The 7,642-nt window shown below is 70.3% G+C and carries 7 protein-coding genes and 1 pseudogene; 4 read left to right on the top strand and 4 right to left on the bottom strand.

Going from position 1 to position 7,642, the window contains the following annotated elements:
• Window positions 1-489: 489 nt before the first annotated feature.
• On the bottom strand, window positions 490-1,077 hold the full coding sequence (locus ACFYOS_RS28280) for a TetR/AcrR family transcriptional regulator (RefSeq protein ID WP_387148008.1): 588 nt from the start codon (window positions 1,075-1,077) through the stop codon (window positions 490-492).
• Window positions 1,078-1,125: 48 nt separating this feature from the next.
• Here ACFYOS_RS28280 and ACFYOS_RS28275 point away from each other — a divergent pair.
• A pseudogene (locus ACFYOS_RS28275) lies at window positions 1,126-1,674 on the top strand (GNAT family N-acetyltransferase); the annotation flags it as partial.
• Between the two features lie 531 nt (window positions 1,675-2,205).
• Here the strand turns inward: ACFYOS_RS28275 and ACFYOS_RS28270 are convergent.
• Together ACFYOS_RS28270 and ACFYOS_RS28265 are read right to left on the bottom strand one after the other, a co-directional pair.
• The gene (locus tag ACFYOS_RS28270) at window positions 2,206-2,835 is read right to left on the bottom strand and encodes an LUD domain-containing protein (protein WP_387148005.1); all 630 of its coding nucleotides are present in this window, start codon (window positions 2,833-2,835) and stop codon (window positions 2,206-2,208) included.
• A 53-nt stretch (window positions 2,836-2,888) separates the two neighbouring features.
• Entirely contained in the window at window positions 2,889-3,347 is a 459-nt protein-coding gene (locus tag ACFYOS_RS28265) for a nuclear transport factor 2 family protein (protein ID WP_387148002.1), read from the bottom strand.
• A gap of 149 nt (window positions 3,348-3,496) precedes the next feature.
• On the opposite strand from ACFYOS_RS28265, the gene sigJ reads away from it, so the two are divergent.
• Window positions 3,497-4,432, top strand: coding sequence for an RNA polymerase sigma factor SigJ (sigJ, locus tag ACFYOS_RS28260; protein ID WP_387147999.1), 936 nt, complete (start codon window positions 3,497-3,499; stop codon window positions 4,430-4,432).
• A gap of 45 nt (window positions 4,433-4,477) precedes the next feature.
• On the opposite strand, the gene ACFYOS_RS28255 is transcribed toward sigJ, so the two are convergent.
• Window positions 4,478-5,389 (bottom strand): DMT family transporter, encoded by a 912-nt coding sequence (locus ACFYOS_RS28255; RefSeq protein WP_387147996.1) that lies wholly within the window; start codon window positions 5,387-5,389, stop codon window positions 4,478-4,480.
• A gap of 305 nt (window positions 5,390-5,694) precedes the next feature.
• On the opposite strand from ACFYOS_RS28255, the gene ACFYOS_RS28250 reads away from it, so the two are divergent.
• On the top strand, window positions 5,695-6,621 hold the full coding sequence (locus tag ACFYOS_RS28250) for an NAD-dependent epimerase/dehydratase family protein (protein ID WP_387147993.1): 927 nt from the start codon (window positions 5,695-5,697) through the stop codon (window positions 6,619-6,621).
• Between the two features lie 106 nt (window positions 6,622-6,727).
• Window positions 6,728-7,540, top strand: a complete 813-nt coding sequence (locus tag ACFYOS_RS28245; protein WP_387147990.1) for a maleylpyruvate isomerase family mycothiol-dependent enzyme — start codon at window positions 6,728-6,730, stop codon at window positions 7,538-7,540.
• Window positions 7,541-7,642 lie beyond the last annotated feature (102 nt).

Genomic DNA, 7,642 nt, shown 5'->3' with positions numbered 1-7,642 from the left:
CCACAGGGTGAACACCGAAACGCCTCGCAGCCCTCAAGCGCCGAACAACGTCCACACCGTCAACCTACGATCATCGACGATCCCTAATCAAATTGGTCAGCCTGCCCGCCGAACCGGAACCGCAGTCGTAGCCGGCCTACTGCTCGGACTCGACGCACTCGCCCTGCTGTTGGGCGGCGTCGGGGTGGTCGACCATCGGCCACAACCCGCCAAGATCAGCCCGAGCGGCGTCCAACCCGAGGGCAAGACCGAGGTCCGCAACTGCTCGTCGGTGAGCCCGTCGAGGATCGCCAGCGCACTGGCCGCTGGGCGTCGAGGAAGTGCTGCAGGGCGACACCTTCCGCGGCGTCACCTCACTGGGCGCACCGCGTTTGCCGCCTCCGGTGCTTGTGCTCCCGGCGCGCCCGGTCAAACTGCCGCCGACGTCTACTCGATCCGCCCCCTGGGCTCGCCGGTCATATTCCGTGCTGGGGCGTTCAACGTCGCGGTTCAGCGGGTGAGCGTGGCGAGGAAGTCGTCGATGAGTCGGGTCTGCGTCGCGGCCGGCAGCCGCTCGGGGTCGAACAGCGCCTGAACCACCAGGCCGTGGGTGAACGCCAGCACGCTCGTCGCGAGCTGACCGGAGTCACCGTCGGGAAGCTCGCCCAGCCGTTGGCCGTCCTCGATGGAGGTGCGCAGGCCTGCTCGAATGCGCTCGTAGCGAAGGCTCTGGGCGGCGAACAGGTCGGGGTCGGACAGGGCGACGTCCCAGGAGCCGACCCAGATCCGGTTCATCGCCGCGGCATCGGGGGTCAGCGGGAGGATGTTGAGCATCTGCGTGCGCAGCGCCGCCAGTCCGGGTGCGGGCGCAGCTTGGCGGGGGCGCTGCGCGGTGCGTACCTCGAGGATGTCGAGGGCGTGGGCGATCAGTTCGCGCTTGCCCGCGAAGTAGTGGGTGACCAGTCCGGTCGAGGAACCCAGGGCCGCCGCTACGGCGCGCATGGTGAGGCCGCCGAAGCCGTGCTCGGCCAGAACCTGCCAAACCGCCTCCGAGACGTCTTGGCGGCGGGAGTCGTGGTCGGTGCGTGCGGGGGTCATGGTCTGCTAGCGTACATGCCAAACGTTTGTTATGTACGGAGGTACGTGATGTTCGCGCTGCCCCTCGCCGACTCGGCCGTGCTGCGCCCGCTCGAGCCGTGGCATGCCGAAGAGTTCCTCTACCACCTGGACCGGGCACGCGAGCACATCCTGCCGTGGGTCTCGCCCGCCTTCGTCGCCCGCGACATCGGCGAGGCCCGCGCGGTACTGCAGCGTTACGCGGACAGGCGGGCCTCCGACGGCGGCGGCATCTGGGGCATCTGGCTGGAGGGGCGCCTGGTGGGCGGCGTCATGCTCGTCTCCTTCGACACCGCGCTGGGCGTCTGCGAAGCGGGCTGCTGGCTGGAGCCCGGCGCACAGGGCCGCGGGCTGATCACCCGCGCCGCAGAGCGGATCATCGACTGGGCCGTCGAAGAGCGCGGCATTGCTCGCGTCGAGTGGCGCACCAAATCGCGCAACGAGCGCAGCATCGCGGTCGCGCGGCGGCTGGGAATGAGCCGCGACGGAACGCTGCGTCAGGTCTACCCGGACGGAGCGGGCGGACGGATCAACCTTGAGATCTGGTCGGTGCTGGCCGACGAGTGGCGGGCCCGCCGTGCCGGCCGACCGGGTCTTCTCACCAGCAGGGGCAGCATGTCCGCTGACGTCAAGGCCGAGCTCGACGGCCTGATGGCCACCTTCCTGGGCGCCTTCGCCAACCCCGCCGGCACCAGGCCGAACGTCGAGGCGATCTACGAGGTGTTCATTCCCGAAGGGATGATCATCAACAACGACGGCGCGACCCCGACGGTCTACGACCTGAGCCAGTTCGTCGAACCTCGCGAGAAGATCCTCACCGACGGGACGCTGACCGAGTTCCGGGAATGGGAGACCTCGGAGTCCACCCAGATCTACGGCTCGATCGCCCACCGGTTCAGCGAGTACCGCAAGTCCGGCTACCTCAACGGCGAGTGGTTCGAGGGCCGGGGCGTGAAGACCACCCAGTTCGTCAAAACCCCGTCGGGCTGGAAATTGAGCTCGCTGTCCTGGAACGACGAGCCCGCCCTCGGGCCTGCCACGACCGGTGCGTGAGCGGGACCGAGCGCGGCCACGACGACCTCCTGCTGTGCCGCGGCACAGCAGGAGGTTTCAGAATCCGATGGCTTCGCGGAGCAGCAGGACGGTGCCGCGCCCGGGGTGGGGTTCTGCGTTGAGGATGAGCAGGCGGTTGATGGCGCTGGGCTGCCCGTAGGCCACCTGGGCGCGGGCGCTTTCCAGCGGGAGGGCGTGGTCTTCGACGCGGCGTAGCGCGGTGTTCAGGTCGGGTACCACCTTCTGCGCCCCGACGATCCAGATCGCGCGGGTGGCGCCGCCGGCGTAGGCGGGTAGTTGGCTTCCGCTGGCCGAGGCGACCACGAGGGAGCCGGTTTCGGTGAGCGCGGCGACGCTGCCCACGACGACGTCGGGGCTGGCGGCCAGCCGCCGGATGTCGTCGGCGCGGGTGACGCGGTCCATGGCCAGGACGCGTGGCTTGACGGCCTGGTATCGCCCGCTGGTGTTGATGTCCGCATCGATGCCGGACAGGCGGAGGGTCTCGCTGGCCGCGGTGAACACGCTGGCGTCCTCGGGTATCAGATCCTTGATGCGGGTACGCGCGGCAGCGGCGTCGTCGAGGATCTCGACGGTGAAACCGTGTGCCGTCAGCGCGATGGCCGCCCGCTCCAGGCGCTGCGCGGGCGCCGGGTCGGCGAACAGGGTTGCCGGAATCGGGGTGGTCATGGTGCCTCCTGGGCTGGTCGTGGTGTGGGGGGTCGTAGCGTGCAGGTGAGTGGTCACCGCCTTCCTTCCGCCGCCGGGCGGGGGGCCGAGCCCGCCAGTGGAGTGGTGTCGAGGTACCTGACCTCGTAGACCCGCTCGGTGAACTTCCAGCCGTCCGGGGTGCGCTGGTAGCGGTCGTGGTAGATGGCGTAGTTCAGCCCCTGGCGGCCGTCGCGGGTGCGCGCGAGCTCCTGGATGTAGGCACGGCCGGTCGCGGTGTCGCCGTCAAGCTGGATCGTGCCGGGGTGCGTGGTCTGCACGAAGAAGTCCCACTGGTCCTGCAGCCGCTCGCCCCCGGCGCGGATCTCCTCCCGGCCGACCAGCTCGACGGGGATGTTGGGCATCCGCAGCGCGCCGTCCGGCGTGAACAGCGACGCGAGGCGGGCGCGATCGCGCATCATGGCCGCGTCGGTGAACTCGCCGCGCAGCGCCTCGATCTCGACGCGATCGGCGATGGCCTGGAAGTCATTCATCGGTTTCCTGTTCGCTGGATGGTGTGTTCGTCTCAGCAGTCCGACGACGGAACCGCCGGGAATGTGAGGCGACGCGCCCACCTCACAGTTCGGTGCGCTGTCTCGTCGAACTGGTGAGGGCAGATGCGAGCAAGGGAGCCGGCGGCGCCATGACCACCCGAACCGAGTCAGGACACGGCCGGCCCGATCCCGGCCTGAGCGCGATCATGAGCGAGCGGCGTCGGCTGATCAATCTCGCCTACCGGCTCCTCGGCTCCCTGGCCGATGCAGAGGACGCCGTCCAAGAGACCTACGCCCGCTGGTACGCCATGTCCCGGCCGCAGCAGGACGCCATCGAATCCCCCGGCGCCTGGCTGACGACGGTCGCCAGCCGCATCTGCCTCGACCTGCTCGGCTCGGCACGGGTTCGGCGGGAGCGCTACGTGGGCGAGTGGATCCCCGAGCCGCTGCCCGAACCCACGGAGTGGATCAGCGGTCGGCCGGGCAGTGCCACGGCCGACCCGGCCGACCGAGTCACCCTCGATGAGTCGATCAGCATGGCCTTCCTCGTCGTGCTCGAATCGATGACCCCGGCCGAACGCGTCGCGTTCACCCTGCACGATGTTTTTCGCTACTCCTTCGCCGAGGTGGCCGAGATCGTCGGCCGTACGCCGGCGGCGTGTCGCCAGCTGGCCTCGTCAGCCCGCCGCCGCATCCGGGGGTCACAGGCTCCCGCGACCCCGACCGCCCAGCGCGCCGTCATCGTCAGAGACTTCAAGCAGGCATGGGAGGCCAAGGACATCGACGCTCTCCTCGGCCTCCTCGACCCCGACGCCACGGCGACCGGCGACGGCGGCGGCATCGTCAGCGCCCAGCTCCGCCCAGTCGAAGGCGCCGAGCAGATCGCGCGCTTCTTCGTCGGCCTCGCCGACAGGGCAACCAACGTGACGATCCTGGAGCGTACGGTCAACGGTCAGCCCGGTCTGGTCGCTCAGCTGGACGGCGTCACCGTGGCGGTGTACGCGTTCCACGTCGCAGCCGGCCGGATCAAGCACGTCTGGGCAATCCTCAACCCCGACAAGATCCGGCCCTGGACGACAGGCTGATCGGGGCCCGGGCAGGTGCTGTCGGTCCTGGCCGGGCCCCTCATGTCAGCGGTGCGTGCGGCGGGTGTTCAGCACGATGGCGGTGGCGATCAGCCCGGCGCCGACCAGCCCGGTCGAGCCGAGGCGATCGCCGAGGAACAGCGTGGCCAGGAGCGTGGCGACGAGTGGTTCCAGCAGCGCGATCAGCGCTGCCGTACTGGCTGGGGTGGTGCGCAGGCCCCGGAAGTACAGGGCGTACGCCACCGCGGTCGGTGCGGTGCCCAGCAGGAGCAGCAACCCCACGGACGCCGGGGTCGGGACGAAGCCCATCCCGGATGTCACGGTGGCCGCGGGGGCGAGCACGGCCGCGCCGATCGCGAAGCTCACGCCGGTGGCGGTGAGGTCGTCGAGACCGGCGACGGGTCGGGTTCCGATGAAGGTGATGGTGGCGAAGCCTGCTGCCGACAGCAACGCGAGTCCGGCTCCGGTGAGCGCGTTCGTGGTGGTGATGCCGCCGGCCGGCGTGCCGACGAGCAGGGCCAGACCGCTGACGGCCAGCGCCACCGTGGCGAGCGTCGCCGCGCTGACCCGCCGCCGTCCGGCGATCCATTCAGCCGACAGGACCAGGGCTGGCGACGCGCCGATGGTGAGCAGGGTGGCGAGGCTGACATTGGTCAGTGACACCGCGGCGAAGAAGCAGGCCTGGAAAACCGCGGCGAGCAGTCCGTTCACGACCAGCCGGGCCCAGGCGTGCCGGCGGCGTGGCAGCGGTTGCCGGGTCAGGCAGAGCCAGAGGATGACTAGCATGCCGCCGGCGGCGAGTCGGTAGGCGGCCACGGCCAGCGGTGACAGCCCCGTCTCGTGGGCGAGGAGGCTGCCGGTGGGGCCACCGGTGCCCCACAGCACGCCGGCGAGGACAAGCGACCACAGGCCGGTGGAGCATCGGGCGGTGGCCGCCGGGTGTTCGGAGACAAGCATGAGGAAATCGCTCCTGCGACGAGAGGAAGTGGGGTCGCGGAAGCGGGGCGTACTGGACTCAGCGATCGGTGATCCGCGCGTCCAGCCGACACAGGCTGGACACGATGCGCAGAGGCGCCCCGCTCAGGAGCGCGGCGGGGTGATGATGTCGAAGGTCCGGCCCATGAGCCGATCCTATTCACGGCAGTTGGACGACACGAACCCGTTTTCGCGGGCGCTGTGCTCGACAACACGGCGCTCGGTCATCACACGCCGGACCGGTACACCGTCTACAGGGGTGAGACCTGCTGGAAGGGACCGAAGCCATGAGAGTTCTGTTCGCCGGCGCCTCGGGTGCCGTCGGTACGCCGCTCACCCGCCAACTCATCGCCGCCGGCCACCAGGTCGTCGGCATCAGCCGCAGCCGGACCAACGCCGAGCGGCTGCGCAAGGCCGGTGCCGAGGCCGTGGTGGCCGACGTGCTGGACCGCGAGAACCTGCTCGCCGCCGTACGGGGCGTGCGGGCCGACACGGTCGTGCACGAGTTGACCGCGTTGGGCACCACGAAGATGCGGGAGGCGCTGCAGGGCACGAACAGCCTGCGTACCACCGGAACCGCCAACCTCCTCGCGGCCGCCCGGGCGGTCGGCGCCCACCGGTTCCTCACCCAGTCGATCGTGCTCGGGTACGGGTACCGCGACCACGGCCCGCACGTGATCACCGAGGACGACCCGTTCGCCGAACCCGCGAGCGGCCAACTCGGCACCGCCGTCGCGGCCATCCGCTCCACCGAGGAGCAGGTGTTCTCGGCCGACGAGATCGAGGGCATCGCGCTGCGCTACGGATTCTTCTACGGCCAGGACAGCATGACGCGCATGCTCGTCAACCTGGTGCGCAAGCGCCGGTTGCCGGTGCCCTCGTCCGGCGGTTTCGCCAACTTCATCTACCTGGAGGACGCCGCCGTGGCCACCGTGGCCGCGTTGGAGAAGGGGCGCGCGGGGCAGGCGTACAACATCGTCGACGACGAGCCGGTGCGGTGGGGGGACTACCTGGACACGCTCGCGGCCGAGCTGGGGGCGCGCCGGCCGTGGCGGGTCCCGAGCTGGCTGCTGCGGGCCATCCCGTACGTCCACGCGATGATGACCACCTCGATGCGCGTCTCCAACGCCAAGGCCAAGCGCGAGCTGGGCTGGGCTCCGGCGGTGTCGACCTACCGCGAGGGCATCCCGCTGGTGGCGAAGGCGATCCGCTGAGGCCTGCCGGCGGCTCGCCGCGCTCGCTGCCGCTTCGGCAACCGTCCGGCCGGGCTCCGATCGTCGCCCTGGACAGGATGTTCAGGATCGGTCATCATCGGCGGTCATGGCCCAGACGACGGCTGACCCCACCGAGCGCGGCGAGCTGTCCGGCGAAATCCTCGCCGTGGCGAAGCGGCTGGCCGACCTGATCGGCGCGCTACCCAGCGCCGACATCCCCATCCCCGGCGCGGAGTGGACCGTCGCCGAGGCGGCGGCACATCTGGCGATGGCCAACGAACTCATGGCGACGATCGCCGCCGGCCGAACGGCGACGCACGGGGATGGGACGAAGGCCGGACTGGCCGTCGCGAACGCCCAGGCGCTGAGCGAGGACGGTGAGCGCGACCCCGCCGTCCTCGCGCAGCGGATCGCCGGACAGGCCGCCGCGTTCCTCGAGGCGGCGCGGGCCCGCCCCGCCGCCGAGATCGTCGACACGCCCATGGGCCCGATGCCGCTGGGGGTGTTCGGCTGCTATCTGCTCGCGCACATGCTGAGCCACGGCACCGCGATCGCCGCCGCTCTCCGGCAGCCGCCGATCGTGCGGCCGCGGCACGTCGAACTGATCCTGCCGTTCATCCACACCACGATGCCCCGCCTCGTCGACCAGGCCGCCGTGCGGGGCCTGAGCGCGTGCTACGAGCTGCGGCTAGGCGGCATCTCCCGGTTCTGGGTGCGCTTCATCGACGGGTTGGCCACGGTCAGCGACACGGCGCCGGGGCGGGTCGACTGCATCATCTCGGTCGACCCGGTGTCGTTCTTCCTGTTGAGTTCAGGACTGAGCGGCCAGTGGCCGTTGATCGCGCGCGGGAAGCTGCGGGCGTGGGGCCGTAAGCCGTGGCTCGCCTTCCGCTTCCTCAGCTTCTTCGCCATCCCCTGACGCCATGACCTGACCCTCCACCAGGGGTGCGGTGTGGACGGCTGACCGACGGCGTTTGTCGGTGGGCGGAGAACTCATGTCCGAAGTCGCTGGACGGCGCGA

The sequence above is a fragment of the Micromonospora sp. NPDC005806 genome, from assembly GCF_042871425.1.
Classification (GTDB): domain Bacteria; phylum Actinomycetota; class Actinomycetes; order Mycobacteriales; family Micromonosporaceae; genus Micromonospora.
This window is presented reverse-complemented; position numbering and strand designations above follow the sequence as displayed.